Annotated in this window: 29 protein-coding genes, 1 tRNA gene, 1 pseudogene and 2 riboswitches; of the genes and pseudogenes, 22 read left to right on the top strand and 9 right to left on the bottom strand. The window is 69.5% G+C overall.

The genetic code is table 11. The annotated features are described in order from the left end of the window. The first annotated feature begins 12 nt into the window (after nt 1-12). Nucleotides 13-759: an RDD family protein gene (locus tag ACIBLA_RS25120; RefSeq protein ID WP_363245995.1), complete on the top strand. Its 747-nt coding sequence runs from the start codon at nt 13-15 to the stop codon at nt 757-759. Here ACIBLA_RS25120 and ACIBLA_RS25125 read toward each other — a convergent pair. Then, nucleotides 745-1,053: a hypothetical protein gene (locus ACIBLA_RS25125; RefSeq protein ID WP_363245996.1), complete on the bottom strand. Its 309-nt coding sequence runs from the start codon at nt 1,051-1,053 to the stop codon at nt 745-747. The genes ACIBLA_RS25120 and ACIBLA_RS25125 overlap by 15 nt on opposite strands. A 409-nt stretch (nt 1,054-1,462) precedes the next feature. Here ACIBLA_RS25125 and ACIBLA_RS25130 point away from each other — a divergent pair, with 409 nt between their 5' ends. Together ACIBLA_RS25130 and ACIBLA_RS25135 are read left to right on the top strand one after the other, a co-directional pair. Continuing rightward, entirely contained in the window at nt 1,463-3,877 is a 2,415-nt protein-coding gene (locus ACIBLA_RS25130; protein WP_399199944.1) for an immune inhibitor A domain-containing protein, read from the top strand. Nucleotides 3,878-4,003: 126 nt separating this feature from the next. Further along, nucleotides 4,004-4,309: pseudogene (locus ACIBLA_RS25135) on the top strand (hypothetical protein); the annotation flags it as partial. A 212-nt stretch (nt 4,310-4,521) separates the two neighbouring features. Here ACIBLA_RS25135 and ACIBLA_RS25140 read toward each other — a convergent pair. Together ACIBLA_RS25140 and ACIBLA_RS25145 are read right to left on the bottom strand one after the other, a co-directional pair. Further along, complete coding sequence (locus ACIBLA_RS25140) at nt 4,522-5,106, bottom strand: isochorismatase family protein (RefSeq protein ID WP_363245998.1); 585 nt, start codon at nt 5,104-5,106, stop codon at nt 4,522-4,524. Nucleotides 5,107-5,230: 124 nt separating this feature from the next. Continuing rightward, nucleotides 5,231-6,598, bottom strand: coding sequence for a nicotinate phosphoribosyltransferase (locus tag ACIBLA_RS25145; protein WP_399199945.1), 1,368 nt, complete (start codon nt 6,596-6,598; stop codon nt 5,231-5,233). A 165-nt stretch (nt 6,599-6,763) separates the two neighbouring features. Here ACIBLA_RS25145 and clpS point away from each other — a divergent pair, with 165 nt between their 5' ends. The 11 genes from clpS to ACIBLA_RS25200 all read left to right on the top strand — a co-directional run bounded on the left by clpS (nt 6,764) and on the right by ACIBLA_RS25200 (nt 15,597). Then, on the top strand, nt 6,764-7,069 hold the full coding sequence (gene clpS / locus ACIBLA_RS25150) for an ATP-dependent Clp protease adapter ClpS (RefSeq protein ID WP_363245999.1): 306 nt from the start codon (nt 6,764-6,766) through the stop codon (nt 7,067-7,069). Then, nucleotides 7,069-7,656, top strand: coding sequence for a DUF2017 domain-containing protein (locus tag ACIBLA_RS25155; RefSeq protein WP_363246000.1), 588 nt, complete (start codon nt 7,069-7,071; stop codon nt 7,654-7,656). The genes clpS and ACIBLA_RS25155 overlap by 1 nt, the downstream gene beginning before the upstream one ends. Nucleotides 7,657-7,804: 148 nt before the next feature. Next, nucleotides 7,805-9,274, top strand: coding sequence for an amino acid permease (locus ACIBLA_RS25160; protein WP_399199946.1), 1,470 nt, complete (start codon nt 7,805-7,807; stop codon nt 9,272-9,274). A gap of 117 nt (nt 9,275-9,391) precedes the next feature. Next, entirely contained in the window at nt 9,392-9,805 is a 414-nt protein-coding gene (locus tag ACIBLA_RS25165) for a Mov34/MPN/PAD-1 family protein (RefSeq protein WP_399199947.1), read from the top strand. Continuing rightward, nucleotides 9,794-9,942, top strand: a riboswitch (cobalamin riboswitch). (Overlaps the previous gene by 12 nt.) A gap of 40 nt (nt 9,943-9,982) precedes the next feature. Continuing rightward, nucleotides 9,983-10,969, top strand: a complete 987-nt coding sequence (locus ACIBLA_RS25170) for an ABC transporter substrate-binding protein (RefSeq protein WP_399199948.1) — start codon at nt 9,983-9,985, stop codon at nt 10,967-10,969. Nucleotides 10,970-10,978: 9 nt separating this feature from the next. Continuing rightward, nucleotides 10,979-12,031 carry a FecCD family ABC transporter permease gene (locus ACIBLA_RS25175; RefSeq protein WP_399199949.1) on the top strand — a complete coding sequence of 351 codons (1,053 nt, stop codon included), beginning with the start codon at nt 10,979-10,981 and terminating at the stop codon, nt 12,029-12,031. Then, nucleotides 12,028-12,828 (top strand): ABC transporter ATP-binding protein, encoded by an 801-nt coding sequence (locus tag ACIBLA_RS25180; RefSeq protein WP_399199951.1) that lies wholly within the window; start codon nt 12,028-12,030, stop codon nt 12,826-12,828. Before ACIBLA_RS25175 ends, ACIBLA_RS25180 begins: the two co-directional genes overlap by 4 nt. 69 nt (nt 12,829-12,897) lie before the next feature. Next, nucleotides 12,898-13,029: a putative leader peptide gene (locus ACIBLA_RS25185; protein WP_363246006.1), complete on the top strand. Its 132-nt coding sequence runs from the start codon at nt 12,898-12,900 to the stop codon at nt 13,027-13,029. A 91-nt stretch (nt 13,030-13,120) separates the two neighbouring features. Beyond that, entirely contained in the window at nt 13,121-13,450 is a 330-nt protein-coding gene (locus ACIBLA_RS25190; RefSeq protein ID WP_363246007.1) for a MoaD/ThiS family protein, read from the top strand. Continuing rightward, entirely contained in the window at nt 13,450-14,400 is a 951-nt protein-coding gene (locus ACIBLA_RS25195; RefSeq protein WP_363246008.1) for a cysteine synthase, read from the top strand. The genes ACIBLA_RS25190 and ACIBLA_RS25195 overlap by 1 nt, the downstream gene beginning before the upstream one ends. An 81-nt stretch (nt 14,401-14,481) precedes the next feature. After that, nucleotides 14,482-15,597, top strand: coding sequence for a hypothetical protein (locus ACIBLA_RS25200; RefSeq protein ID WP_399199952.1), 1,116 nt, complete (start codon nt 14,482-14,484; stop codon nt 15,595-15,597). A 48-nt stretch (nt 15,598-15,645) separates the two neighbouring features. Here ACIBLA_RS25200 and ACIBLA_RS25205 read toward each other — a convergent pair whose 3' ends face one another. After that, entirely contained in the window at nt 15,646-16,131 is a 486-nt protein-coding gene (locus ACIBLA_RS25205; RefSeq protein WP_363246010.1) for a type II toxin-antitoxin system PemK/MazF family toxin, read from the bottom strand. 210 nt (nt 16,132-16,341) lie between these two features. On the opposite strand from ACIBLA_RS25205, the gene ACIBLA_RS25210 reads away from it, so the two are divergent. Further along, entirely contained in the window at nt 16,342-17,094 is a 753-nt protein-coding gene (locus ACIBLA_RS25210) for an MBL fold metallo-hydrolase (protein ID WP_399199953.1), read from the top strand. A 100-nt stretch (nt 17,095-17,194) separates the two neighbouring features. Here the strand turns inward: ACIBLA_RS25210 and ACIBLA_RS25215 are convergent, their stop codons facing one another. Together ACIBLA_RS25215 and ACIBLA_RS25220 are read right to left on the bottom strand one after the other, a co-directional pair. Further along, nucleotides 17,195-18,457 carry a PTS transporter subunit EIIC gene (locus tag ACIBLA_RS25215; protein WP_363246012.1) on the bottom strand — a complete coding sequence of 421 codons (1,263 nt, stop codon included), beginning with the start codon at nt 18,455-18,457 and terminating at the stop codon, nt 17,195-17,197. Between the two features lie 256 nt (nt 18,458-18,713). Further along, complete coding sequence (locus tag ACIBLA_RS25220) at nt 18,714-19,994, bottom strand: PTS transporter subunit EIIC (RefSeq protein WP_399199954.1); 1,281 nt, start codon at nt 19,992-19,994, stop codon at nt 18,714-18,716. A 190-nt stretch (nt 19,995-20,184) separates the two neighbouring features. Here ACIBLA_RS25220 and ACIBLA_RS25225 point away from each other — a divergent pair, with 190 nt between their 5' ends. The 4 genes from ACIBLA_RS25225 to rdgB all read left to right on the top strand — a co-directional run bounded on the left by ACIBLA_RS25225 (nt 20,185) and on the right by rdgB (nt 22,386). Then, entirely contained in the window at nt 20,185-20,418 is a 234-nt protein-coding gene (locus tag ACIBLA_RS25225; protein WP_363246014.1) for a PTS glucose/sucrose transporter subunit IIB, read from the top strand. 106 nt (nt 20,419-20,524) lie between these two features. Then, on the top strand, nt 20,525-21,262 hold the full coding sequence (gene rph / locus ACIBLA_RS25230; RefSeq protein ID WP_399199955.1) for a ribonuclease PH: 738 nt from the start codon (nt 20,525-20,527) through the stop codon (nt 21,260-21,262). Between the two features lie 104 nt (nt 21,263-21,366). Then, on the top strand, nt 21,367-21,750 hold the full coding sequence (locus tag ACIBLA_RS25235; RefSeq protein WP_363246016.1) for a hypothetical protein: 384 nt from the start codon (nt 21,367-21,369) through the stop codon (nt 21,748-21,750). Between the two features lie 33 nt (nt 21,751-21,783). Continuing rightward, entirely contained in the window at nt 21,784-22,386 is a 603-nt protein-coding gene (gene rdgB, locus ACIBLA_RS25240; RefSeq protein WP_399199956.1) for an RdgB/HAM1 family non-canonical purine NTP pyrophosphatase, read from the top strand. Between the two features lie 84 nt (nt 22,387-22,470). On the opposite strand, the gene ACIBLA_RS25245 is transcribed toward rdgB, so the two are convergent. The 3 genes from ACIBLA_RS25245 to bcp form a co-directional block, all read right to left on the bottom strand. Next, a tRNA-Leu gene (locus ACIBLA_RS25245) sits at nt 22,471-22,554 on the bottom strand. A gap of 30 nt (nt 22,555-22,584) precedes the next feature. Further along, entirely contained in the window at nt 22,585-24,081 is a 1,497-nt protein-coding gene (gene proP / locus ACIBLA_RS25250; RefSeq protein ID WP_363246018.1) for a glycine betaine/L-proline transporter ProP, read from the bottom strand. Between the two features lie 121 nt (nt 24,082-24,202). Beyond that, nucleotides 24,203-24,670, bottom strand: a complete 468-nt coding sequence (gene bcp / locus ACIBLA_RS25255; protein WP_363246019.1) for a thioredoxin-dependent thiol peroxidase — start codon at nt 24,668-24,670, stop codon at nt 24,203-24,205. 158 nt (nt 24,671-24,828) lie between these two features. Here bcp and ACIBLA_RS25260 point away from each other — a divergent pair, with 158 nt between their 5' ends. The 3 genes from ACIBLA_RS25260 (at nt 24,829) to ACIBLA_RS25270 (ending at nt 26,057) form a co-directional block, all read left to right on the top strand. Then, complete coding sequence (locus ACIBLA_RS25260) at nt 24,829-25,149, top strand: DUF3618 domain-containing protein (RefSeq protein WP_363246020.1); 321 nt, start codon at nt 24,829-24,831, stop codon at nt 25,147-25,149. 117 nt (nt 25,150-25,266) lie between these two features. Then, complete coding sequence (locus ACIBLA_RS25265) at nt 25,267-25,569, top strand: co-chaperone GroES (RefSeq protein ID WP_189107154.1); 303 nt, start codon at nt 25,267-25,269, stop codon at nt 25,567-25,569. Between the two features lie 57 nt (nt 25,570-25,626). Then, a riboswitch (guanidine-III (ykkC-III) riboswitch) is annotated at nt 25,627-25,698 on the top strand. Nucleotides 25,699-25,736: 38 nt separating this feature from the next. Further along, complete coding sequence (locus ACIBLA_RS25270; RefSeq protein WP_363246021.1) at nt 25,737-26,057, top strand: multidrug efflux SMR transporter; 321 nt, start codon at nt 25,737-25,739, stop codon at nt 26,055-26,057. Nucleotides 26,058-26,148: the final 91 nt, after the last annotated feature.

Genomic DNA, 26,148 nt, shown 5'->3' on the forward strand with positions numbered 1-26,148 from the left:
TGCACTGCCCCCATGAGCAACGATCAGCCGACGCCCGGTCAGCCGCCCGACGACGACCCGTTCCGCAAGCAGCCGCCCCCGGACGGGCCGCCGCCGTCCGGGGGCGGCCCGTCGGAGGGCGGCGGTGAGCCACCCCGCCACGGTGAGCCGTACGGCGGCGCGAACCCGCCGCCGCCGGGTAGCCCGTACGGGGGTGGCAATCCGCCGCCGTCGGGTGACCCGTACGGCGGATCGGCCCCACCGCCCCCCGGTGACCCGTACGGCGGAAACGACCCGCTGCGCGGCATGCCGCCGCTCGCGTCCGTGGGCAAGCGCATCCTCGCGCGCATCGTCGACCTGATCATCGTCGCGATCCCACTCGCCCTGATCAGCATTCCGTTCAAGGTCTTCAGCCACTGGTCGGACGAGTCCAACAGCTGGGACGACACGGTCAACGGCATGAACGGCGGCGGTCAGTGGGTCTTCCGGATCATCACGATCGTGGCGTACGTCGGCTACGACACGGTGATGACGCAGCGGTCCGGCCAGACCCTCGGCAAGAGGCTGTTCAAGACCCGCGTCGCGATGCTCAACGACGGGCGGGTGCCCGACTCGCGGTCCTCGTTCGTGCGAGCCGTCGTGCTGTGGGTGCCCACGCTGGTCTGCTGCGCCTGCCTGTGGCCGCTGCTCCTGCTGATCCTGATCCTGCTCGACCGGCCCTACCGGCAGGGTCTGCACGACAAGGCGGCGAGAACAGTCGTGGTGTCAGCGCCGCAGTGACGCCGGAACTCGGGTGCCCGCGGCGGACGGTGAGCCGGCGGGCCGGCCCGGCGCGGAGGCGACGGAGGCGGTGGTGGCGTGGTCCGTACGGCTCGTGCCGACCGGGGGCGCCACCTTCGAACGGCTCGGCTGCACCGCCTTCACCGAGACCAGCAGGCCGAGACAGAGGGCGACGAGCGCGATCACCGCGATGCCGACGACCGACGTGACGCCGGAGAGCAGCAGCATCGCGAGTGTGGCGAGGACGACGGTGGCGGAACCGTAGGCAAGCTGTGCGGCAGTCGGACGCGGCATGGCTGTATCCGTCCCTCGGGGCGATCGGGATTGATTTCGGGGGGTGTTGGGGGTGTCTCGCGTGTCTGCGCGGGTCGCTCTGTCCATGACCCTACGACGGTGAATGCCCGGCAGGAACCGACAGTAAGCGTGACCTAACCCACGGGGTCGGAGCATGGGGGGCGCACGGAGTCACGCGCCCCCGCTATATGACACATCGATGCGCCCACCGTCCGGTCCGCGGGATGAGGGGAGGACGTCCGGATACCGGGACTGGCCTTGTACATAGTGCACTTGGCCGGTGCAAGTCAAGGACTGTCTTTTCTGCTTCAACTCCGGTCGAATGTCGTCACTTGTGACGCGCACCCCGCGCGCGGATCCCCACACAGCCGGTCCGCGGACTCCGGGTGCGGGGAGAGGACAACATCAAGTGACCATCAATCGACGGGCGATCAGAGCGTCCGCGGTGTTCGTGGCCCTCGCCACGGCCGCCGCGACAGCATCGGCGCTCGCCCCGGCCCAGGCCGAGGGCAACACCGCAACGGGTACGGCGAGCATCGAGCGCCGCGATCCGGCGCCGCAGAAGGGCCAGGTCGAGCACGACCTCGAAGGCCCGTTCAGCAAGCAGCAGGAGCGGCAGCGGAAGGCCGCCCTGGAGCAGGTCCTCGCCGGTGACGCCAAGATCCTCAAGCGTGGCGGCTCCAACGTCGTGAAGCTCGACGACAAGAAGTACGTCGAGCTGGGCCGGGAGAAGACCGACAAGATCTTCACGATCCTGGTGGAGTTCGGCGACGAGGTCGACGACACCACCATGTTCGACCCGGACGGCCCGGACGGTCCCGAGGCCCCCGTCAAGAAGTACGGCGGCGAGCCCGGCCCGCAGCACAACGAGATAGCCGAGCCCGACCGGACGGTGGACAACTCCACCGCCTGGCAGGCCGACTACAACCAGCAGCACTTCCAGGACCTGTACTTCGGCGAGGGCACCGACGCCGACGGCAAGCCCAAGGAGTCGCTGAAGACCTACTACGAGAAGACCTCGTCCGGCCGCTACTCGGTCGACGGTGAGGTCTCCGACTGGGTCAAGGTCAAGTACAACGAGGCCCGTTACGGCTCCAACTACTGCGGCAGCTCCAACTGCGCCAACGTCTGGGACGCGGTACGCGACGGCACCACCGCCTGGGCCGAGGACCAGAAGGCCAAGGGCCGTACGGACGCCGAGATCAAGGCCGACCTCGCGTCGTACGACGAGTGGGACCGCTACGACTTCGACGGCGACGGCAACTTCAACGAGCCCGACGGCTACATCGACCACTTCCAGATCGTCCACGCGGGCGAGGACGAGTCGGCCGGCGGCGGCGCCGAGGGTGAGAACGCCCTGTGGGCGCACCGCTGGTACGCCTACGGCACGGACGCCGGCAAGACGGGCCCGGCGGACAACAAGTCCGGCGGCACGCAGATCGGTGAGACCGGCATCTGGGTCGGCGACTACACGATGCAGCCGGAGAACGGCGGACTCGGCGTCTTCGCGCACGAGTACGGCCACGACCTCGGCCTGCCCGACCTGTACGACACCTCGGGCGGCGGCGAGAACTCCACCGGCTTCTGGTCCCTGATGTCCTCCGGTTCCTGGCTCGGAAAGGGCCAGGGCGAGATCGGCGACCTGCCGGGCGACATGACCGCGTGGGACAAGCTCCAGCTGGGCTGGCTCGACTACGACGAGGCCAAGGCCGCGACGGCGTCGACCCACAAGCTGGGCGTGTCCGAGTACAACACCGCGAACCCGCAGGCGCTCGTCGTCGAGCTGCCGAAGAAGCCGGTCACCACGACTGTCGTGAAGCCCGCCGAGGGCTCCACGCAGTGGTGGAGCGACATGGGTGACGACCTCAAGAACACCCTCACCCGCTCCGTCGACCTCACCGGCAAGACCAAGGCGTCGCTGGAACTGGACGGCTGGTGGGACATCGAGGCCGACTACGACTACCTGTACGCCGAGGTGTCGGAGGACGGCGCCAACTGGACCCCGGTCGACGGCACCGCCGACGGCAAGGCCATCACGCGTGACGCGAGCGACAAGCCGGCCCTGACCGGTGTCTCGGGCGCGCACAAGAAGCTCGTCTACACGCTGGACGCGTACGCGGGGAAGAAGGTCGACCTCCGCTTCCGCTACCAGACGGACGGCGGCGTGGCCGGCAAGGGCTTCGCGGCCGACACGATCAGTGTCGTCGCCGACGGCGCCCCGCTCTTCACCGACAACGCCGAGGCGGACGACGCGGGCTGGACCGCAACGGGCTTCTCGCGCGTCGGTGAGTCGTTCACCAAGGACTACGAGCAGTTCTACATCGCGGAGAACCGGCAGTACGTCAGCTACGACAAGACCCTCAAGTCGGGCCCGTACAACTTCGGCTTCAAGGCTCCGAAGGACGGCTGGGTCGAGCACTACGCGTACCAGAACGGTCTGATGATCTGGCTCTGGGACACCTCGCAGAAGGACAACAACACCAGCGCCCACCCGGGCCAGGGTCTGATCCTGCCGATCGACGCGCACGCCAAGCCCATGAAGTGGGCCGACGGCACGTTGATGCGCAACAGGATCCAGTCGTTCGACTCGTCGTTCAGCCGGTTCCCGACCGACGCCTTCCAGCTGCACAAGGCCGACGCCGGGCAGCGGATCAAGTCCCAGCCGGGCGTGTCGGTCTTCGACGACCGCAAGGGCACGTACTGGTACGAGGAGAACCCCACCGCCAGTGTCGACGTTCCTGACACCAACACCAAGATCTCCATCGTGGACGAGCCGCTCAATGGCTCCACGGTGACGGTCAAGGTGGACCGCTCGACCAAGTAATAAGGCATCGTCGCAGGTCAAACCATGATCGGCCATCGCCCCCTAGCGGGGCGGTGGCCGATCGTGTTTAGGTGCGTCTTAGCGACTCTTATTGACACGACGTCTCACCGGGGGGATGAGGAACACATGGCAGGTGGAGGTTTCAGCAGGCTCCCGAGCGGGACCGTGGTGGTGGCAGTGACCGTGCCCAGCCCGGTCGCCGAAGGCCGTCCGGTCCGGATCCTGGTCCACGCGATGAACCGTGCCCGCGCCCTGACCAGGCTGCGGAATCTCGGGCTGCGCGCCGTCTATCTCCGCGGCAACGCGGAACCGCCGACACCGGACGAGATCACGGCGGTGCTGCACCACCCGGACGGCCTGCTCTGGCGGGCCACACCGGCGTGCGCACAGGACCTCTGGCAGCCCATACGGGCCCTGCTGCGCCCCGCGCGGCGCTACGGCACCGACCTCCCGGCCGAGCAGCGGTACGGCCGCACAGGGGCGCCTGCGGCGTCCTCGGCGGGGCTGGCCGGGCCGTCTGCGGGGGCGTCGACCGGCACCCTGCCGACGCCGTTCACGAGTGGCCCGCGACGGGATCTGCGCAGCGGCAGCGGGACGGACGTGAGCGCCGCGTAGCCGGCGGTCCGGAAGTCCCCGGCCGGGGACTACACGACCGGCTTGCCGGTCAGCCGCACGCCCGCCGCGCGCAACTCCTCCAGGGCCCGCTGCGTCGTCTCCTCGGCGACGCCGGCCGTCAGATCCAGCAGCACATGTGTGGTGAATCCCTCACGGGCCGCGTCCAGGGCGGTAGCCCGTACGCAGTGGTCGGTGGCGATCCCGACGACATCGACCTCGGCCACGTCGCGCGCCCGCAGCCACTCCGCGAGCGTCACCCCGTTCTCGTCGGCGCCCTCGAAGCCGCTGTACGCCGCCGCGTAGGCGCCCTTGTCGAAGACCGCGTCGATCGACCCGGACGCGACGGCCGGGGCGAAGTTCGGGTGGAAGCCCACGCCCTCCGTGCCCGCCACGCAGTGCACCGGCCACGAGTGGACGAAGTCGGGCCGGACGGAGAAGTGGTCACCGGGGTCGATGTGGTGGTCACGCGTCGCGACCACATGCCGGTAACCGGCCGTCGTCTGCCCGATGAGATCGGTGATGGCGGCGGCCACGTCGGCACCGCCCGACACCGCGAGGCTGCCGCCCTCACAGAAGTCGTTCTGAACGTCCACGACGATCAATGCGCGGTGCATGGCGGGTGTCCTTCGATGGGGAGCCGGTGCGGGTCACTGAGCCTGGAAATTGTCCTCTTGGTGCCTGGAGTTCCCGGTCGTTCTCCGTTCATGCCTGCCGCACCTCTCCTCTGCCTCGGGCATGTCACAGGTAGACGGTCGGGATGACCGGCTCACCGCGCGACAGCTGGATCGCCGACATCGGCAGCCCCGCCCGCGCCGCGACGTGCCGGTCGCGGACCGCGTCCAGCGGCTCGCGCGCGACGATCTCGCCGCCCTTGACCAGCTCCACCAGCAGCTGCCGGTCCAGCAGGTCGGCGGGGACCGGGCCGGTGCCGACGACCTCGGCATCCGCGTACCCCTCGGGGTCCACCCGCCGCGCCGCCCACTTCCGGCCGCCGATCGACGTCTTGCCGCCGGTCGACTTCTTCGCCACCGCGTCCAGCGGCGCCTTCGGGTCGGCGGAGTGGGCACGGGCGACGAGTTTGTACACCATCGAGCAGGTGGGCTGACCGCTGCCGGTGACCAGCCGGGTGCCGACCCCGTACGCGTCCACCGGCGCGGCGGCCAGCGAGGCGATCGCGTACTCGTCCAGGTCCGAGGTGACCACGATCCGGGTGTTCACGGCGCCCAGCTCGTCCAGCTGCTGGCGCACCCGGTGCGCGACGAGCAGCAGGTCGCCGGAGTCGATGCGTACGGCGCCCAGCTCGGGCCCCGCGACCTCCACGGCGGTCCGGACCGCCTCGGCCACGTCGTAGGTGTCCACGAGCAGCGTCGTGCCGCTGCCGAGCGCGTCGACCTGCGCCTGGAACGCGTCCCGCTCGTTGTCGTGCAGCAGCGTGAAGGCGTGCGCGCTGGTCCCCACCGTCGGGATGTCGTAGCGGAACCCGGCCGCCAAGTCGGACGTGGTGTCGAAGCCGCCGATGTACGCGGCGCGCGAGGCGGCGACGGCGGCCAGTTCGTGCGTACGGCGCGCGCCCATCTCGATCAGCGGGCGCCCGCCGGCCGCGGCGGACATCCGGGACGCGGCGGCGGCGATCGCCGAGTCGTGGTTGAGGATCGACAGGACCACGGTCTCCAGCAGCACGCATTCGGCGAACGAGCCCTCGACGCGCAGGATCGGCGAGCCGGGGAAGTACACCTCGCCCTCGCGGTAGCCCCAGATGTCGCCGCTGAAGCGGTAGTCGGCGAGCCAGTCGAGCGTCGGCCCGTCGACGATGCCCTGCTCGCGCAGGAAGCCGATGACGTCCGCGTCGAAGCGGAAGTTCGCGACGGCGTCCAGGACCCGGCCGGTGCCCGCGACGACTCCGTAGCGCCGGCCCTCGGGCAGCCGCCGGGTGAAGACCTCGAAGACGCAGCGGCGCTCGGCCGTCCCCGCCCGGAGTGCCGCCCGGAGCATCGTCAACTCGTACTGGTCGGTGAAGAGCGCCGTCGACGGAACGCCGAGCCGTCGGCCGCCCTCGTCCTTCGCAGGACCCATCTCAAGGCCCTTCTCAAGGTCCGCAGAGTTCATGCCAACGATGCTACAGCGGATCTCGTCAGAGTGACGATTTCTAATGAGGGCTCGGACCACCGTTTGTGCGACCGGCCCCTCCTGGTGGCAGCATGGGGCTGTGAGGCTGTGCATCCCAGGGGCGCGCCCCTGGACCCCCGGCGGAGAAGAAGGTCGTCCCGAACAGTGAGTGTTGCCCCGACAGAGATCGAACTTCCCGAGTCGGCCGAGGAGACGTTCACCGTCCCGGAACCTGACGTGCCGTGGATGACGATCGTCCACAACGACCCTGTCAACCTCATGAGTTATGTGACGTACGTCTTCCAGACGTACTTCGGCTACTCCAAGGACAAGGCGCACAAGCTGATGCTCGACGTTCACCACAAGGGCCGCGCCATCGTGTCCAGCGGCAGCCGCGAGGAGATGGAACGCGACGTGCAGGCGATGCACGGATACGGCCTGTGGGCCACGCTCTCGCAGGATCACAGCTGATGGCCGGGCAGTTCGAGGCGATCCCCGGCGGTGGCGCCGCGATCGCGCTCGACGAGGTCGAGATCTCCATCCTGCGCTCCCTCGCCGTACAACTCCTGGAGCTGATCGGCCCCGGCGACGAACCGGCCAAGGGCGAGGACCCACTGGCCGCGCTTTTCGCGGAGGGGCCCAGCAAGCCGCCGGCCGACCCCGCGCTGGCCCGGCTGTTCCCGGACGCGTACGGCTTCGGCGACGACACCGACGACGAACTGCGGGAGTACGCAGCCGAGTTCAGGCGCTTCACCGAGAACGACCTGCGCACCCGTAAGCGCGAGGACGGCCTCGCCGTCGTCCGCACCCTGGACGCGCTGTCCGCCGCGGGCGAGGGCGGAGCCGTACTGAAACTCGCGCCCGAGGACTGCCGGCACTGGCTCGGCGCGCTCAACGACCTGCGGCTGACGATCGGCAGCAGGCTGGACGTCTCCGACGAGGACGAGGGGGAGGGCCTGTACCGGCTGCCGGACTCCGATCCGCGCAAGCCGATGGTGATGGCGTACCTGTGGCTCGGGGCGCTCCAGGAGACGCTCGTCGAGACGATGATGCCCTGACCCTGTCCCTGTCTCTGACCCCTGATCTCTGACCCTGCCCCCTGGCTCTTCCTGTCTGCCGCGCCACGGCGACGTGCGCGGATCGGCGCCCGCCCCGTGGTAAATCTTCACAACCACCGGCACAGACAGGGAGAAAGGGCGCATCACGATGACCTCCCCACAGGTCGACAACACCTCGGAAGGCCCCTCCACGGGCGCCTCGGAGGAGGGCTACGCACGCGGACTCGGCAGCCGCCAGGTCCAGATGATCGCGATCGGCGGCGCCATCGGCGTCGGCCTGTTCATGGGCGCCGGCGCGAACATCGCCAAGGCCGGCCCGAGCATCATCCTGATGTACGCGCTGGCCGGCGTGGTGATCTTCTTCATCATGCGGGCGCTGGGCGAACTGCTGCTCTACCGCCCGGTCTCCGGCTCGTTCGCGGAGTACGCGCGCGAATTCCTCGGCCCGTTCTTCGGTTACGTCACCGGCTGGACGTACTGGCTCATGTGGATCGTGACCGGCATGGCCGAACTCACGGCGGCGGCGATCTACACGCACTTCTGGTTCCCCGCGATCCCGCAGTGGGTCAGCGCCCTCGTCTTCCTCGTGGTGCTCTTCGGCGTCAACCTGATCTCCGTCAAGATCTTCGGCGAGGTCGAGTTCTGGTTCTCGATGGTCAAGGTCACCGCCATCATCGGCATGATCGTCATCGGCCTCGGCGTCCTGACCCTCGGCTTCTCGAACGCGGGCGAATCCGCCGCCACCGGCAACCTCTGGCAGCACGGCGGCATCTTCCCCAACGGCATCGGCTCCAGCCTGCTGACCCTCCAGGGCGTGATGTTCGCCTACCTCGCCGTCGAACTCGTCGGCGTCACGGCGGGCGAGTCCGCGAACCCGGAGAAGACGCTCCCCAAGGCGATCAACACGCTGCCGTGGCGCATCATCGTCTTCTACGTCGGCGCGCTCACCGTCATCCTCGCCGTCGTGCGATGGACCGAATTCAGCGAGGGCGAGAGCCCGTTCGTGCACGCCTTCGCCAGGATCGGCATCCCGCTCGGTGCCGGAATCGTCAACTTCGTCGTACTGACGGCGGCCCTGTCGTCCTGCAACTCCGGCATGTACTCCACCGGCCGGATGCTGCGCGGCCTCGCCGCCAACCGCGAGGCCCCGAAGGCCCTGGGCAGGCTCAACTCCCGCAGGACTCCGGCCTTCGGCATCGCGGCGTCCGTCGCGCTGATGGGCATCGGAGTCGTACTCAACTACCTCGTCCCCGAGAAGGCGTTCCTGTACGTCACCTCGGTGGGCACCGCCGCCGGTATCTGGACCTGGATGATGATCCTCGTCAGCCATATCAAGTACCGCTCGGCCGTGGTCGCCGGGCGGCTGCCGGCGTCCTCGTTCCCGGCGCCGGGCGGCTCGGCCCTGAGCTGGGTGGCGCTGGCCTTCCTGTGCTTCGTGACGTGTCTGATCGCGTACGACCCCGAGGCCCGAGTGTCGCTGTACGTCGGCGCGGTCTGGGTGGTGTTCCTGGTCGGCGGCTGGGCACTGCTCAAGCGCCGCGAGGCCGTCCTGGCGGGCGGCGGGCCGGGGGAGCCGGAGGGCCCGTACGAGCCGGAGTACGCGAAGGCCACGGACTGACGGGGGCGGGCCCGCGACGGCTGCCGCGTCAGCCGTCTCACGCGCCGTCTCACGAACTGTCTCACCAGGTGGTCTCCGCGTCTCACCCGCGGAGGCCACCTGCTTATCCTTCACCTCATGCTCACCATCACCCAGGCGCTCCACGACAAGATCGTCGCCCACGCGCGGACCGACCACCCCGACGAGGCGTGCGGCGTGATCGCGGGCCCCGAGGGCAGCGACCGGCCCGAGCGCTTCATCCCCATGCTCAACGCGGCCCGCTCGCCCACGTTCTACGAGTTCGACTCGACCGAGCACAAGCAGCTCGACAACGAACTGCGCGAGCGCGACGAGGACCTGGTGGTCATCTACCACTCGCACACCGCCACCGAGGCGTACCCCTCCCGCAGGGACATCGGCCTGGCCATGGAGCCGTTCGCCCACTACGTCCTGGTGTCCACCGCCGACACCGACGACCTGGGCCCGTTCCAGTTCCGCTCGTACCGGATCGTCGACGGCGAGGTCACGGAAGAGGAAGTCAAAGTCGTCTGACACACTGACGCCGAAACCGGGGCGGCAGGACCCAGGAAGCCGGTGCGAATCCGGCACGGTCCCGCCACTGTGACCAGGCCTTCCGCGCGAGCGGGAGCCCTGGGAGCCAGGAACTGACCTGTCGCCCTTCTCCCACCATGCCAGGGGACGCGGAAATCCCCCGGAGGAGGCCCAGTCATGTCCTCGCGGCGCCACGCCCTCATACCGGCGGCCCTGCTTCCCCTGCTGCTCCCGCTCGCCGCCTGCTCCACCACCCCGGACCCCGTCAGGAGCACCGGGCCCGCGGCCGGCGGATTCCCGTACACCGTCACCAACTGCGGTGTGAAGACCACCTTCGAGGCACCCCCGGAGCGCGTGGTCACGATGAACCAGCACGTCACCGAGATCATGATCGAGCTGGGACTCGCCAAGTCCCTCGTCGGCACCGCCTGGCTGGACGACAAGGTCCTCCCGGCCTACGAGAAGGCGTACCGGAGCGTCCCGGTCGTCGCCAAGGAGTACCCCTCCAAGGAGAAACTCCTCGCCGTCAACCCCGACTTCGTCTACGGCGGTTACTCCAGCGCCTTCGCCGCCAAGGACGGCCGCACCCGCGACGACCTCGAGGACGCCGGCATCGACACCCGGCTCAACCTGGAGAGCTGCACCGACGGCAAGACCTCCATGGACGACGTCTTCCGGGAGATCGAGGAGGTCGGCCGCACCTTCGGCGTCGCCGACCGCGCCGCGAAGTGGACCGCCGGGGCGCGCACCGCCCTCGCCACCACCGCCGCCGGGCTGAAGGGCGTGAAGCCGGTCTCCGTCTTCGTCTACGACAGCGGCGACAAGACCGCGTTCACCGCCGGAGGCGCGGGCATCGGCAACGAGCTGATCGAACGGGCCGGCGGGCGCAACGTCTTCGCCGACCTCGGCAAGCCCTTCGGCGACGCCACCTGGGAGCAGGTCGTCGCGCGCAGGCCCGAGGTGATCGTCATCTACGACTACGGCGCCACCACCGTCGCCCAGAAGAAGAAGCGGCTGCTGGAGGACCCCGTACTGAAGGACGTCCCGGCGATCAGGAACAAGCGCTTCGCCGTCATGCCGCTGTCCGACGCCGTCCTCGGCGTCCGCGCCCCGGCCGCAGTCGGGCGGCTCGCGGACCAACTCCACCCGGAGACGGGCGAGTAGGACCCCGCCATGACCTGCCGGACCCCGCCCGCCCGGCGGCGGCTGAGGCACGCCCTCGTGCTCGGCGGCCTCGCCGTGGCCCTCGCGTGCGCCCTCGTCGCCGGGCTCGCGCTCGGCTCCGTCCGCATCCCGCCCGGCGAGGTCGTCACGATCCTCACCGGCGGCGCGGAGCCCAGCCCCTTCCGCACGATCGTCCTGGACGTACGGCTGCCGAGAGTGCTGCTCGGCGCCGTCGTCGGTGCCGGACTCGCCGTCGTCGGGACGGTCCTCCAGGCCCTCGTACGCAACCGGCTGGCCGACCCGTTCCTGCTCGGGATCTCCTCGGGGGCGTCCACCGGCGCCGTACTCGTCCTGGTCCTCGGGATCGGCGGCGGCATCGGCGGCGGGATCACCACCACCGTCGCCATGCCGGCCGCCGCCTTCGCGGGCTCGCTCGTCGCGATGGTCCTCGTCTACGCGCTGGCCCGGCGCGGCGGCACGATGACCGGCGGGCGGCTCGTGCTGGCCGGGGTGACCGTCTCGTACATCCTGTCCGCGCTCACCACGCTGATCCTGGTGGTCTCCGCCCGGCCCGAACACTTCCAGGAGGCGCTGTTCTGGTCGCTCGGCGGCCTCGGCAGCGCCCGCTGGAGCACGCTCGTCGTCCCGGCCGCCGTCCTCGTCGCCGGGACCGCCGTCCTCATGGCGCTCGCCCGGCCGCTCGACCTGCTGCTGGTGGGGGAGGAGGGCGCGACCGCGCTCGGCCTCGACACCGCGCGCTTCCGCGCCGCCGTCTTCGTCCTCGCCTCCCTGGTCACCGGGGTGATGGTGGCAGCGAGCGGCGCCATCGGCTTCGTCGGACTGCTCGTACCGCACGCCGCGCGGATGGTGGTCGGGGCGTCGCACCGGCCGCTGCTGCCGGTCGCCGCGCTCGGCGGGGCGGTCGTGCTCGTCGTCGCGGACCTCGCCGCCCGTACTGTCGCGGCGCCGCAGGACATCCCCGTCGGCGTCCTCACCGCGCTCGTCGGCGGCCCGTTCTTCCTGTGGCTGATGCGCCGCCGCCCCGAAGGAGCCCCGGTATGAGCGCCGCTTCGAGCACTCGTGCGGCGACCTTGCGCGTCGAGGGGCTGGCGTACGGAGTCGGCGACGGCCGCCACCTCGTCGACGCCGTCGACCTGACCGCCGCCCCCGGCGAGACCGTCGGGCTCGTCGGCCCCAACGGCAGCGGCAAGACCACCCTGCTGCGCTGCGTGTACGGCGCGCTGCGCCCCACCCACGGCCGGGCGCTGCTGGACGGCGACGACCTGCACACCATGACGGCCAAGGCGCGCGCCCGGCGCGTGGCCACCGTCCCGCAGGACGGACAGACCGACTTCGAACTGACCGTGCGCGAGGTCGTCGCCATGGGCCGCTCCCCGCACCGGCGCTTCTGGGAGGCGGACACGGCGGCCGACACCGCACTGGCCGACGCCGCGCTCGACCGCCTGGGCATCGCCCCGCTCGCGGAGCGCGCCTTCCCGTCCCTGTCCGGCGGCGAACGCCAGCGCGCCCTCGTCGCCCGCGCACTGGTCCAGCGGCCCGCGCTCCTCGTCCTGGACGAGCCGACCAACCATCTGGACATCCGCCACCAGCTCGAAGTCCTCAGCCTCACCAGGGAGTTGGGTACGACCAATCTGCTGGCCCTGCACGACCTGAATCTCGCCGCGTACTACTGCGACCGGCTGTACGTGCTCAGGGCGGGGACCGTCGTCGCCTCGGGAACCCCGGCGGAGGTCCTGACTCCGGGCCTGTTGTCCGAGGTCTACGAGGTGGCGGCGGAGGTCACACCGCACCCCCGGACCGGCGCCCCCACCGTCGTTTATCTGCCGCGGTCCAACTGACGAACGCCAAACGTCCATCATCTGAGATCACATACCGGGATGCGGACCGGGAATCGATACGATGACCCCATGGTTTCCCACGACGTGAGCGAAATGGCGCCAGGCGATCTGCTGGTGGCGCGTCTGCACGTCGATCTGTGCCGACTCGCCAGCGCCATGTGTACGGTCGGCGCTGCCGCCGTCGTTGCCGCCGCCGTCTGAGTCGCGGCAGGACGACCCTTCCGAGCACCACCCTCGCGCGGGGGCAGAGCCGCGCGCCCGTCACGCCTCTTTTCCGACAGGAGCCCACGCCATGGCCATCGAGGTCCGCATTCCGACCATCCTCCGCACCTATACCGACGGAGCCAAGGCCGTCGAGGGCAGCGGTGACACCATCGCCGCGCTGCTCACCGACCTCGAGAGCCGCCACACGGGCATCCGCGAGCGCATCGTCGACGGCGCCAACGGCGACCAGCTGCGCCGCTTCGTGAACGTCTACCTCAATGACGAGGACGTCCGCTTCCTGGACGGCATCTCCACCAAGCTCACGGACGGCGACAGCGTCACCATCCTCCCGGCCGTCGCCGGCGGCGCACTTGAGAGCGTGCCCGAGATGCCGACGCTCGACATGCCCACGCTCTGATGCGGTACGACTCCCCGCTCGCCGTCGTCGGCGACACCCCTCTCGTACGGCTGCCACGCCTGTCCCCGTCGGACGGCGTCCGGCTCTGGGCCAAGCTGGAGGACCGCAACCCGACCGGCTCCATCAAGGACCGCCCGGCGCTGCGCATGGTCGAGCAGGCCGAGAAGGACGGCCGGCTCACGCCGGGCTGCACCATCCTGGAGCCCACCAGCGGCAACACCGGTATCTCGCTCGCCATGGCCGCGAAGCTCAAGGGCTACAAGATCATCTGCGTGATGCCGGAGAACACCTCGCAGGAACGCCGCGAGCTGCTCGCCATGTGGGGCGCCGAGATCATCCCGTCCCCGGCGGCGGGCGGCTCCAACACCGCCGTACGCGTCGCCAAGGAGCTTGCCGCCGAGAACCCGAGCTGGGTGATGCTCTACCAGTACGGCAACCCGGACAACGCGGGCGCCCACTACGCCACCACCGGACCGGAGATCCTCACCGACCTGCCGTCCGTCACCCACTTCGTGGCCGGCCTCGGCACCACCGGCACGCTCATGGGCGTCGGCCGCTACCTGCGCGAGCAGAAGCCCGACGTCAAGATCGTCGCCGCCGAGCCGCGCTACGACGACCTGGTCTACGGTCTGCGGAACCTCGACGAGGGCTTCGTACCCGAGCTGTACGACGAGTCCGTCCTCACGAGCCGCTTCTCCGTGGGCTCCGCCGACGCCGTCGCCCGCACCCGCCAACTCCTGCGGGAGGAGGGCATCTTCGCGGGAGTCTCCACCGGCGCCGCGCTGCACGCCGCGATCGGCCTCGGCAAGAAGGCCGTCACGGCGGGGGAGAACGCCGACATCGTCTTCGTCGTCGCCGACGGCGGCTGGAAGTACCTCTCCACGGGCGTCTACACGGCGGCCACCGACGAAGAGGCCATCGAGACCCTTCAGGGCCAGCTCTGGGCCTGAGCGGCAACCCTGAGCGGCAACAGTGGTGCAACAGTCCCCGCCCCGTGGCTGTTGCACCACTGCTCCGAGGAGCGACGATCGGTGTCGATCGAGACGAACACCGATCCACGGGGGACACAGATGGACGACCGCTGGGGTGGCGCGGGCGGTGCGGGACACGCATCAGGCTCCGGATACGGCTACGGCCCGCCGGGCTTCGGCCCGCCACAGCCGCTCGCACCGCCGGAACCCGACGGTCGTGCATCCCGCCGTCACCTCGGCGCGTACGTCACGTCCGGCATCCTGCTCATCGTCTTCGCGTGCGTCCTCGGCGCCTGGATCGCCGACACCGCGATCAACGTCCGCGTCGACGTGGACGCGCTCCTCGAAAGCCTCGTCAAGAACGACCCGGTTCAGCCGCTGCTGGTGTTCACCGCCTACGAATGGGCCTTCACCATCGCCCTGCTCGTCGTCGGCGTCGCCACCCTCCGCCTGCGCCGCACCGCGCGCGGCGCCGCGCTGCTCCTCGCGTTCCTGCTGCTCGGCGCAGGAGCGCGGCAGATCAACGGCCTGACCAGGGCCGAGTACCGCGACGTCATGTTCGCCTCGGAACACGGCACGCTGATCGTGCTCAGCTACGTGTTCGCCTTCCTCGCCGCCGCCACCGTGATCACCCTGCTGCTGCTCGCCCGCGAACGCGACGTACCACCGGAGCCCGCGACCGGCGGCCGGCGCGCCGCGGGCGTCCTGCTGATCCTGATCGGCGCGCTCCAGGGGTTCTGGTACGCGCGCAGCCTGCGGGAGTTCAACCAGGCCCTCGGTACGGGCGACGGCGGCCGGGGAGCCTTCGACGAGTGGTGGCACGAAGTGCTCAACATCAACGCCCGTGGCGGGTACGGCACTTCGGCCGGCTTCAGCTACTACCACAGCGCCCTGATCGCGGCGTTCCTCGTCGTCGGCGTCCTGCTGCTCCGTAACACCCCGGCCGCCCGCGGCGCGGCACTCGCACTGCTCGGCATCGCCGCGTACATCCAGCTCCGCGAACTCGCGGGCGTCAACTACGACCGGCTCCTCGACTACTACGAGGACTCCATGGTCGGCTGGAGCCTGACCAGCTCCTTCGCGGCGGGTGCGGCGATGCTGGTAGCCCTCGCCCTGACCCGCCACACCCCCCACCGACAGATCCCACCGCAGTACCCGACGGCCCCACTGCCATAGCGCCCCCGAGCCGCCAGGCCACCTCACCGTGCTGTGCGGACACGCCCGTCAGCCCGACAGGTGTCGGACCTGGCGCCAGAGTCCCGGATCCACCGTGCCCACCCGGCGACGGAACGCCCGCGTGTCCACCCTGCGCAGCTCGTCCGTCTCCAGGAAGCTCCGGCGGCCCGCCGCGTCGCCCACCGCCTCCGGCGGCAGGGGGATCACGCCGGGGCGCTCCGCGTGCGACTTGCTGGTGATCTTCGCGACCAGCGCCGTACGGCCCCGTACCGACAGCACCAGACACGGCCGGTCCTTGGCCCCCGGCCCGTCCTCGTACGGCACCATCGCCCACCAGACCTCACCCGGCTTCGGCCCCCGGCCGACGGGCCCGCGCGGTGGCCTGCCGTCCGTACGGCCCGGAGGGCGCGAGAGCCGGGTGCGCCGGGTGCGCCCGCCCGGCGGCCGGGGACTGCGGCCCCGTCCGTCCACGACGGTGGCGACCATCGCCAGCACCACCACGACGATCAGAGCCACCCACCAGGACGTGTCCATGCCCCAGACCGTACCGCCGCGCCCCGCCCGTCCGCGGTGCGATTCCCGGCCCGCCGCCCGGCGGCGCGGTCCGCCCGAACCGGTGACGCAGCAGGTGAGTTCCCCCACAACAGGCCGGTGTGGAGGAGCGACCAGCCGTTTAGCGCCTTACGCTCGACAGACCGAACGACCCCCGTCGCCCCCCTTCCACGCCACGGAGGTTCACGCTCCATGAAGCTCACCGTCGTCGGCTGCTCGGGCTCATTCCCCGCCGTGGGATCGGCCTGCTCCAGCTACCTCGTAGAGGCCGACGGCTTCCGGCTGCTCCTCGACATGGGCAACGGTGCCCTCGGCGAGTTGCAGCGTCACTGTGGTCTCTACGACCTCGACGCCATCTTCCTCAGCCATCTGCACGCCGACCACTGCATCGACATGTGCGGCTACTTCGTCGTCCGCTACTACCGCCACGACGGCGGACGCTGCGACACCATCCCCGTGTACGGCCCCGACGGCACCGAGCAGCGCCTCACCACCGCGCACGCCGACACCCCGACGGACAAGTCCATGAGCGAGGTCTTCGACTTCCACACGCTCAAGCCGGGTTCCTTCGAGATCGGGCCCTTCTCGGTCCGTACGGAGAAGCTCGCCCACCCCGTCGACACCTTCGGCATCCGCGTCGAGCACAACGGCAGATCGCTCACGTACTCCGGCGACACCGGCGTCAGCGAGGCCCTGGTGGAGCTGGCCGAGGACACGGATCTGTTCCTCTGCGAAGCCGCGTTCACGTACGGCAAGGAGGACATCCCCGGCCTCCACCTCAACGGCCGCGAGGCCGGCGAGCACGCCGCCCGCGCGCGGGCGCGCAGGCTCGTCCTCACCCACATCCCGCCGTGGACGGACGCCCGGCGGAACCTGGACGACGCGCGCGCGGTGTACGGCGGACCGGCCGAACTGGCCACGCCGGGCGCGGTGTACGAGGTCTGAACGCGTACGACGTCTGAACGCGTACGCGAGCGAACGTGACGGTGCCCCAGGGCCTTCGAAGGCCCTGGGGCACCGTCACGTAACCGCGTCCACGGGGGTGTTACTTGGCCTCGGCCTTCTGCAGCTCGGCCAGTTCCTCGTCGCTCTCCCGGCCCGGCGTCGGCAGGTTGAACCTGACGATGGCGAAGCGGAAGACCGCGTAGTAGACGGCCGCGAAACAGAGCCCGACCAGCGCCAGGCCCCACGGGTTGGTCGCGATCCCCAGGTTGAGGAAGAAGTCGACCGCGCCGGCGGAGAAGCCGAAGCCGTCCTTCATGCCCAGCCCCCAGGTCAGCGCCATGGACACACCGGTCAGCACGGCGTGGATCGCGTACAGCACCGGCGCGATGAACATGAAGGTGAACTCGATCGGCTCGGTCACACCGGTGACGAAGGCGGTCAGCGCGAGCGAGAACATCATGCCGCCGACGACCTTGCGGCGCTCGGGGCGGGCGCAGTGGTAGATCGCGAGACAGGCGGCGGGCAGCGCGAACATCATGATCGGGAAGAAGCCGGTCATGAACTGCCCGGCCGACGGGTCCCCGGCGAGGAAGCGCGCGATGTCGCCGCTCTTGCCCTCGTACGAACCGGCCTGGAACCACGGGAACGAGTTCAGCAGGTGGTGCATGCCGATCGGGATCAGCGCGCGGTTCGCGACACCGAAGATGCCGGCGCCGGCCGCGCCCGAGCCGACCAGCCACTCACCGAAGTTGTGCAGACCGGCACCGAGGACGGGCCAGACGAGACCGAAGACGATGCCTATGAGCAGACCGGCGAAGGCCGACAGGATCGGGACGAGACGACGGCCGCCGAAGAAGCCCGCCCAGTCGGGCAGCTTCGTCCGGTAGAACTTCTGGTAGAGCAGGGCGACCACGATGCCCATGACGACACCGCCGAGGACGCCCGCGTTCACGGGGGCGTCCGACATGACTATCTTGCCGTCGACGACGCTCGCGACCTGCGGCAGGTTTCCGTCCGTGAAGGTGGCGAGGACCTTCTGGAAGACCAGGTAGCCGGTGACGGCGGCGAGCGCGGTCGAGCCGTCCGACTTCTTGGCGAAGCCGATGGCGATGCCGACGGCGAACAGCAGCGGCATGTTGTCGAGAATCGCGCCGCCACCCGCGGCCATATAACCGGCGATCTTGGTGATGAAGGTGGGGAACGACTCGCGCCCGAGCATGTCGGGGTTGCCGAGGCGCACCAGCAGGGCGCCGGCGGGGAGCACGGCGACGGGCAGCATGAGGCTGCGGCCGATGCGCTGCATGACGGACATCACGCCGGAGCCCTTACTCTTCGCCGCGGGGGCGGCGCTGGCCGTGGACATCAACTTCCTCCAGAGGACAAGGCACCTGCGGAAACACGGCGCACCGGTCATGTGGTCTAAACCTTTGAGTGGTGTAGACCAGTTCTAACACGGTGAGGGTTGAATAAGGAACCTTCGGAATATCGCGATCCGGACTCGATGCTTCGACGTCGTGCGACCGAGACGGAGCAGGCCCGCCACCCGCATGTGAAAGGACCCCCGGACCAAGAGGTCCGAGGGCCCTGCCGGTGGCCCGCGGGCTGTCACCCCGCCCGCTTCACCGCCCCATGTTCTCCTTCTCCAGTTCCTTCTCCACGTCCTCCGGCTCCCGCCCCGGAGTCTGGAAGTCGAACTTCGTGATCGTGAACCGGAAGACCACGTAGTACACGACCGCGAAGCAGAGCCCGATCGGAATGATCAGCCAAGGCTTCGTGTCCAGATGCCAGTTGACGACGTAGTCGATCAGCCCCGCCGAGAAGCTGAAGCCCGCGTGCACCCCGAGCGCCCAGGTGATGGCCATCGAGGCACCCGTCAGCAGCGCGTGCAGCCCGTACAGCAGGGGCGCGGCGAACATGAACGAGAACTCCAGCGGCTCCGTCACGCCCGTCACGAACGATGTCAGGGCGACCGAGAGCATCAGGCCCGCCACCTGCTTCCGCCGCTCCGGCCGCGCACAGTGCGCGATCGCGATCGCGGCGGCCGGCAGGCCGAACATCATGATCGGGAAGAAGCCCGACATGAACTGCCCCGCCGAAGGGTCCTGGGCGAAGAACCGCGTCAGATCCCCCTGGACGACGGTCCCGTCCTTCGCCGTGAACTCGCCCGCCTGGAACCAGAAGAAGGTGTTCAGGAACTGATGCATACCGATCGGGATCAACAGCCGGTTCGCGACACCGAAGATGCCCGCGCCCCACGCGCCCAGATCGATCAGCGACTTGGCGAACGACGTCAGCCCGTCACCCACCGGCTGCCACAGCAGCCCGAACAGCACCCCGAGGATCACCCCCAGGAACGCCATCAGAATCGGCACCAGACGGCGTCCGTTGAAGAAGCCGAGCCAGTCCACCAGCCTCGTACGGTGGAAACGCTGCCAGACCACCGCGGTGAGCAGACCGATCAGAATCCCGCCGAGCACACCCGGATTGTGCGGGGTGCCCTCGGGCAGATCGTCGGTGACCGTGCCGTCGGCGGGGAACGCGACCAGCACATTGTGGTAGACGAGAAAACCCGCCACGGCCGCCAGCGCCGTCGATCCGTCCGCCTTCTTCGCGAAGCCGATCGCGACCCCGATGCAGAACAGCAGCGGCAGACCGAAGCCCCCGTCCAGGATCGCGGTGCCGCCCTGGAGGAAGACCTTGGTCGTCTTGTCCCAGAAGGGCCCGTGCAGATACGCGTCGAAGAGATTGCCCAGGCTGACCAGCAGTCCCGCCGCGGGGAGCACGGCCACCGGCAGTTGGAGGCTGCGGCCAACTTTCTGGAGCCCTTGGAAGAGGCCGTTCCACCAGCGTCGCCGGGGCGCCGGGGAACCGACCGACGCGTCGGCACCCGTCGAACTCATCGGCGTCCTCCCGTGGCACAGTGGTGTAGACCAGTTGCGATACGCTCACCGTTATCTTTCGGTACGGGTCGATCACCCGCCTGCGAAGATGGGCCAACCGTGAGTTAACGTGAAAAATCGGACAGGTGGCGAACGTGCGGCGAACCGGGACACCGCCCCTTGGAACCCCTTGAGCAGCAGGGAGCAAGACATGGCCAGCAAGGCTGAGAAGATCGTCGCCGGGCTCGGCGGCATCGAGAACATCGAAGAGGTCGAAGGCTGCATCACCCGCCTCCGTACCGAGGTCGTGGACCCGGAGAAGGTCGACGAGGTCGCGCTGAAGGCCGCCGGCGCCCACGGCGTCGTCAAGATGGGCACCGCGATCCAGGTCGTCATCGGAACGGACGCCGACCCGATCGCCGCCGACATCGAAGACATGATGTGAGCTGCTGAGGGACCAACTGCCAGAGGGGCGCGATCCGGACAGCCGCCGTACCCGGGGCGGAGAACCGGAACGAGCCCCTCAGTCAGCTCCGGCTAGGCTCACACCCATGTCTCGAATCGACGGCCGCACCCCTGAACAGCTCCGACCCGTCACCATCGAACGCGGATGGAGCAAGCACGCCGAAGGATCCGTACTCATCTCCTTCGGCGACACCAAGGTCTTCTGCACCGCCTCCGTCACCGAAGGCGTCCCGCGCTGGCGCAAGGGCAGCGGCGAAGGCTGGGTCACCGCCGAGTACTCGATGCTGCCCCGCTCCACCAACACCCGCGGCGACCGCGAAGCCGTACGCGGCAAGATCGGCGGGCGCACCCACGAGATCTCCCGCCTCATCGGCCGCTCGCTGCGCGCCGTCATCGACTACAAGGCACTCGGCGAGAACACGATCGTCCTCGACTGCGACGTCCTCCAGGCCGACGGCGGCACCCGCACCGCCGCCATCACCGGCGCGTACGTCGCTCTCGCCGACGCCGTCGAATGGGCCAGGGCCAAGAAGATCGTCCGGGCCGGCCGCAAGCCCCTGACCGGCACCGTCTCCGCGATCAGCGTCGGCATCGTCGACGGCGCGCCCCTGCTCGACCTCTGTTACGAGGAAGACGTGCGCGCCGACACCGACATGAACGTCGTCTGCACCGGCGACGGGCGCTTCGTCGAGGTCCAGGGCACCGCCGAGGCCGAACCCTTCGACCGCAAGGAACTCGGCGTGCTCCTCGACCTCGCCACCAGCGGCTGCACGGACCTCGCCGCCCTCCAGACCGCTGTCCTGGAAGAGACCCCCGTCAGGTGAAGAGGCAACCAAGAGGCAGGGCGCGGCGTCGTTACAGTCGCGACTCTCAAGGGCGTACGGACCTGCCCGTACCGCCCTTCCGCACCAAGGGAGGGAACCGACCCATGGCCTCGCGCCGACGCACCGCGGCGACCATAGCCGCCGTCCTGCTCACGCTCACGGGGGCGGCCGGCTGCGGCGCACTCGACAAGGCCCTCGACTGCGTCCAGACCGCCGACGCCATAGCCACCAGCGTGGACAAGCTCCAACAGGCGATCTCCACCGCGGCGGACGACCCGACGCAGGCCGAAGAGGCCCTGAACGAGATCGACACCGAACTCGACAATCTCAAGGACAAGACCGACAACGCCGACCTCAGCAAGGCGGTCGAGGACCTCGACACCGGCGTCGGCACCGTCCGCGAGGCCATCGAGAACGGCGATGCCACCCCCGACCTCAGCCCCGTGACGGACGCGGCCACCGAGATAGGCAAGGTCTGCACCCCGTAACGGCCCCCCCGGCCACTGGCGGATAATCGACGCATGACGCGCCTGATCCTCGCCACCCGCAACGCCGGAAAGCTCACCGAACTGACGGCCATCCTCGCCGACGCCGGTCTCACCCACGACCTCGTCGGCGCGGATGCCTACCCCGACATCCCGGACGTCAAGGAAACCGGCGTCACCTTCGCCGAGAACGCCCTGCTCAAGGCCCACGCCCTGGCCCGCGCGACCGGCCACCCCGCCGTCGCCGACGACTCCGGCCTCTGCGTGGACGTCCTCGGCGGCGCCCCCGGCATCTTCTCGGCCCGCTGGTCGGGCACCCACGGCGACGACCCCGCCAACCTCGCGCTCCTCCTGGCCCAACTCTCCGACATCGCACCCCCGCACCGCACGGCCCACTTCACCTGCGCGGCGGCGCTGGCGCTCCCGGACGGCACGGAAAGGGTGGTCGAGGGCCAACTCCGCGGGACCCTGCGCCACTCCCCTGCGGGCACGGGAGGCTTCGGCTACGACCCGATCCTCCAGCCGGAGAACGACACCCGCACCTGTGCGGAACTGACCCCGGCGGAGAAGAACACGATCAGCCACCGCGGCAAGGCCTTCCGTGCACTGGTGCCGGCGGTGCGGGAGCTGCTGGGCTGAGACCCGTCTGTCGCGACCCTGCCGCGCACGAGAAACGGCCTACGCATCGATGACCCATGGGGTTTGATTCGTAGGCCGTTGCTGTGCGGCGGAAGGGATTCGAACCCTCAAGCCTTTTCACGGGCCACAGATCCTAAGTCTGCTGCGTCGCCACTGCGCCACCGCCGCGAGACGCCCGTCATCCTACCGGGCGGTCGCTCACAACCTCACCCCCGGCGCCTGCTCCAGCACCAGTGCCACCGCCTCCTCCTTCGTCTGCACCGACGGCGGCGATCCCTCCAGCGGCTGACGCGCCGTCTCCCTCATACAGGCCACCGCGACGACGCCCACCAGGGCCGCGAACATCGCGTAGTACGCGGGCATCAGCTTGTCGCCGGTGAGCCCGATCAGGCCGGTGATCACGAACGGGGTCGTACCGCCGAAGAGGGACGCCGAGAGGTTGTAGCCGACCGACAGGGAGCCGTAGCGGACGCGCGTGGGAAAGAGCGCGGGCAGGGCCGCCGACATGGTGCCGAGGAGACAGACCAGGGAGAGGCCCAGCATCGCCATCCCGGCGATGATCGCGAGGTAGCTGCCCTGCTCGATCAGCAGGAACGCCGGAAGGGACAGGACCAGGAATCCGAGCATGCCGGTCATCAGGAGCGGCTTGCGGCCGAACTGGTCGCTGAGATGGCCCACTTGATTGATGATCCCCATCAGCGCGACCATCACGCCGAGCAGGATGAGCAGCCCGTGGGTGTCGCTGTAGTCGAGTTGGTCGGAGAGGTACGTCGGCATGTACGACAGCAGCATGTAGTCGGTGACGTTGTACGCGCCGACGAGGCAGACGCAGAGGATCAGCCTCGGCCAGTGGTGCTGGAAGATCTTGCCGAGGTCCGAGGTCGTGCTGGTCTCGACCGCGTCGGCGGCCTCGGACGCGCGTGCCGAGCCCTCCTCCAACTTGGCGAACGCGGGGGTCTCGTCCAGCCTCAGCCGCAGATAGAGGCCGATGAGTCCCAGCGGCGCGGCGACGAGGAACGGTACGCGCCAGCCCCAGGCGGCCATGCCGTCCGAGCCGAGCCAGGCGGTGAGCCCGGTGACGAGCCCCGCCGCGCCGACGTAGCCGGCGAGGGTGCCGAATTCGAGGAAACTGCCGAAGAAGCCGCGCCGTTTGTCGGGGGCGTACTCGGCGATGAAGGTGGACGCGCCGCCGTACTCGCCGCCGGTGGAGAAGCCCTGGACGAGCCGGAAGAGGATCAGCAGAGCGGGGGACCAGAAGCCGATCGTGTCGTACGACGGGATCAGCCCGATCGTGCCGGTGCCGATCGCCATCATGATCATGGTCATGGCCAGGACCTTCTTGCGGCCGATCCGGTCACCCAAAGGACCGAAGAACATGCCGCCGAGTGGCCGTACGAGGAAGGCCACCGCGAAAGTCGCGAAGGAGGAGAGCAGTTGGACGGTGTCGTTGCCCGAGGGGAAGAAGACATGGCCGATGGTGACGGCCAGATAGCTGTAGATGCCGAAGTCGAACCACTCCATGGCGTTGCCGAGCGAGGCTGCCTTCACCGCCCGCTTGACGGCTGCTTCGTCGGTGACAGTGACGTCCGACCTGCGCAGTCGTGGGTTCTTGCGGCGCCGGAGGGCGCGGAAGAGATGCGGGTGACGGCGGGCCGCCGGAGAGTCGGCAACCTGGTCGCGCTCGGGTGCCGCCATGGTCCGGTCTCCTTTCCTCGGGGACGTGAGTCCTCGGGAAAGCCTCCGCACCGTGCCGCGGGGGCCGCAAGCCGGAGCCACGGCAGCGCGGGGCTCCGGCTCGTACTCCGCCGGACAGAGCTCAGATACCGAGATCCTTGATGATCTTCGCGACGTGGCCGGTTGCCCGGACGTTGTACAGCGCGCGCTCGACCTTGCCCTCCTCGTCGACGACGACCGTCGAGCGGATGACGCCCGTCACCGTTTTGCCGTAGAGCTTCTTCTCGCCGAAGGCGCCGTACGCGGTGAGGACGGCCTTGTCGGTGTCGCCGACCAGCGTGACCTTCAGATTCTCCTTGTCGCGGAACTTGGCGAGCTTCTCCGGCTTGTCGGGCGAGACGCCGATGACGTCGTAGCCCGCGCCGGCCAGCACGTCGAGGTTGTCGGTGAAGTCGCAGGCCTGCTTGGTGCATCCGGGGGTGAGGGCGGCCGGGTAGAAGTAGACGATGACCTTGCGTCCCTTGTGGTCCGAGAGCGAGACGTCGTTGCCGTCGGCGTCGGGCAGGGTGAAGGCGGGGGCGGTGTCGCCGGGCTGAAGTCGCTCGCTCATGGTTCTCCTCGGTACGGGGGCGGGCAGGTCGCCCAGGTGTATCGGGCCGAGCGTAGTAGGGGCGCCGCGGGGTGCGACGGCGGTCGAGCTGACAGACTGTCCGCGAAGGCGAAGGATCGAAGGATCAACCAACCGGACACGACGACGGAGGCAGCGCGGTGTCGGATGCCAGGACCCCTGCGCAGATCGAGGCGGACATCGTCCGCAGGCGCGACCAGCTTGCCGAGACACTCGACGAGATCGGCGTGCGGGTGCACCCGCAGACGATCGTGGGCGACGCGAAGGCCCGGATGGTTTCCCGTGTGGACCAGACTGCGGGCAAGGCGTTTGTCGCGGTGAATCGCACGGTCTCAGGTGTGAAGCACAGGTTCGTCTCGGACGACGGCGCTCCCCGGCTGGAGCGGCTCGTCCCGGTGGCGCTGGTCGCCGTCGGTGTGGTCGGGCTGCTCGCGATGTCGGTGCGCCGTCGCCGGGTCTGAGCCGGGTCTGAGGCCGGGGGGCCACCCCTCTGGCGTACGGGACGTGTTCGGGCGGGTAGGTTCGTGGGCGTGAGCGACAACTCCCTCGACACCTCCCATGACAAGCTGCCCATCCGGATGCTGCACGACCGGGTGCTGGTCAGGACCGACATCCCGGAGGGCGAGCGGCGTTCGTCCGGCGGCATCGTCATCCCGGCCACCGCCGCGGTCGGCCGGCGCCTCGCCTGGGCCGAGGTGGTCGCCGTCGGCCAGAGCGTGCGGACGGTGGAGCCCGCGGACCGGGTGCTGTACGACCCCGAGGACCGTGCCGAGGTCGAGGTCCGGGGCGTGGCCTACGTACTGATGCGGGAACGCGACCTGCACGCGGTGGCCGCCGACCGGTTCGAGGGGTCGGAGGACTCCACGGGTCTCTACCTCTAGCCACAGCACGCACGTCGGTAAGGAAGGGTCCGGTGACCATCGTCACCGGGCCCTTCCGCCGTCTCTTTGCTACGTTTGAGGGACCCCGACGAGACGCGCCGTACCGGGTCAAGCGAAAGACGACGCACCCCTTGTCCGCGTTTTGCGTGTTGCTCGGAGGTGCCGTCATGGCCTGGGTCCTGCTCATCGTCGCCGGTCTGCTCGAAGTCGGCTGGTCGATCGGGATGAAGTACACCGAAGGTTTCACCCGGCTGTGGCCGAGCCTGTTCACCGGTGCCGGAATCGTCGTCAGCATGGTGCTGCTCTCGCAGGCCGCCAAGACGCTGCCGATCGGCACGGCGTACGGCGTATGGGTCGGGATCGGCGCGGCCGGCGCGGCTGTCGTCGGCATGGTGGCCCTCGGTGAGCCGGCGACCGCCGCCCGGATCTTCTTCGTCTGTCTGCTGCTCGTGGCCGTGGTGGGCCTGAAGGCCACGTCCGGCCACTAGGCCGTGTCTGACAAATCCCGCCTGGCGCGCGACGCCCGGCACGCACGCTCGCCGCGTTGGCAGCGCTCTCGAAGGCATCCGAGTACGCCCA

Origin of the sequence: Streptomyces sp. NPDC050433 (assembly GCF_044458565.1) — a bacterium.
Lineage (GTDB): Bacteria > Actinomycetota > Actinomycetes > Streptomycetales > Streptomycetaceae > Streptomyces.